Source organism: Mesorhizobium sp. L48C026A00, from assembly GCF_000502375.1.
GTDB classification, from domain to species: Bacteria; Pseudomonadota; Alphaproteobacteria; order Rhizobiales; family Rhizobiaceae; genus Mesorhizobium; species Mesorhizobium muleiense.
The window spans coordinates 1-1,738 of record NZ_AYWU01000108.1 but is presented as its reverse complement, the minus strand read 5'-3'; the positions used below and the strand labels follow the sequence as shown (position 1 = coordinate 1,738).

The 1,738-nt window shown below is 60.6% G+C and carries 2 pseudogenes; both read left to right on the top strand.

What is annotated here, in order from left to right:
* Positions 1–1,287: pseudogene (locus tag X738_RS84420) on the top strand (type I secretion system permease/ATPase); the annotation flags it as partial.
* 105 nt (positions 1,288–1,392) lie between these two features.
* Positions 1,393–1,738, top strand: a pseudogene (locus X738_RS88255) (HlyD family type I secretion periplasmic adaptor subunit); the annotation flags it as partial.

Genomic DNA, 1,738 nt, shown 5'->3' with positions numbered 1-1,738 from the left:
CATGGATGCTGCTTTATCTTGGCATTTGCTTCCTCTTTCATTTCTGGATCGGCATGACGGCACTTATCGGGGCGATCGGTCTCACATCTCTGACACTCCTTGCCAACACTCTCTCGCAAGGGCCGATACGCGATACCATTGACCACAACATGGTACGCAATGGTCTACTGGAAGCAGCGCGCCGCAATGCCGAGGTCGTGCAAGCTCTCGGTCTCGGAAAGCGGATCGCTGCCCGATGGCACAAGGCCAATGCCAAGNGCAATGCCGAGGTCGTGCAAGCTCTCGGTCTCGGAAAGCGGATCGCTGCCCGATGGCACAAGGCCAATGCCAAGTATCTGGCCGCCAACCGGAAAGTCGGGGACGTGGCAGGTGGGCTGGGTGGCATTTCAAAGTCGCTGCGCGTGCTGCTGCAATCGGCCATTCTTGCCGTCGGCGCGTACCTTGTCATCAGGCAGGAGACTACGGCCGGGGTCATGATTGCCAGTTCGATCACGATGGGGCGTGCGCTGGCTCCGGTCGATCTGGCCATTTCAAGCTGGAAACCCTTCCTCATGGCACGCCAGGGTTGGGCGCGGCTGGAGGACCTCCTGGGAAAGGTTCCTGAAACCGCTTCTGTTATGCCAATGCCTGCACCTGAACGCGAACTGCGCCTCGAAGGCGTGACAATCGTTCCGCCCGGCGAAAGGAAGCCGACCGTGACCGGCCTTGCGTTTGCCATTCAGGCGGGAAGCGCACTCGGGGTCATCGGTGCATCGGGTTCGGGCAAGTCGACACTCTCTCGCGCGCCATCGTTGGCGCATGGGCGCCGGTNGCACCATTGCCGAAAACATTGCTCGTTTTGAAGATAATCCTGCCCCTGACGCTATTGTCGCCGCGGCGAAAGCAGCGGGCACCCACGAACTGATCCTCCGATTTGAGCACGGTTACGAAACTCCGATTGGTGAGGCCGGATCGGCACTTTCCGCCGGGCAGCGCCAGCTTATCGGTCTTGCCCGTGCTCTTTATCGAGACCCTTTCCTTGTTGTGCTGGATGAACCCAATGCCCATCTCGATGCGGAAGGCGAGGCTGCGGTCGTTAAGGCGATCGCCTCCGTGCGCGAGCGCAAGGGCATTGCGGTTGTCGTCGCCCATCGGCCGAGCGCCATCCGCGCCGTGGATTTGGTGTTGGTGATGGAAGGTGGACGGCAGCGAGCATTCGGTGCGCGTTNGTGCGCGAGCGCAAAGGCATTGCGGTTGTCGTCTGCCATAGGCCGAGCGCCATCCGCGCCGTGGATTTGGTGTTGGTGATGGAAGGTGGACGGCAGCGAGCATTCGGTGCGCGTTCCAAAGTCCTGAAGGCCATCAAGTCTACACAGGATCACGTGGCAGAGCGCGCTGACATGGAGGATCCCGGTGTCCGGCATTCATCAGAACAATGACGTTTCCAGCTCCATTCGCCGGCACTGGTGGCGGGCCTTCTGGCGAGCGTGATCTTTGTGGGAGGAGCCGGAGCCTGGGCGGCCTTCACGAACCTCTCCGGTGCGGTTGTCGCGTCCGTCCTCATGCGGCTCGATGCCACCCAGACGCGCGCCAATCTCGCCATAGTCACCAAGCGGCTCGATGAACTGGCACGAGATCGAGGGACGCAAGGCGCAGGAAATTGCCTGTGAGAAAAGGATCGAGATTCTCCAAAAGGAAATTGCTGCCCTGAGTGGGCTGCGCGACCAAGGCATTGTCTCGGACCAACGGTTGAACAGCC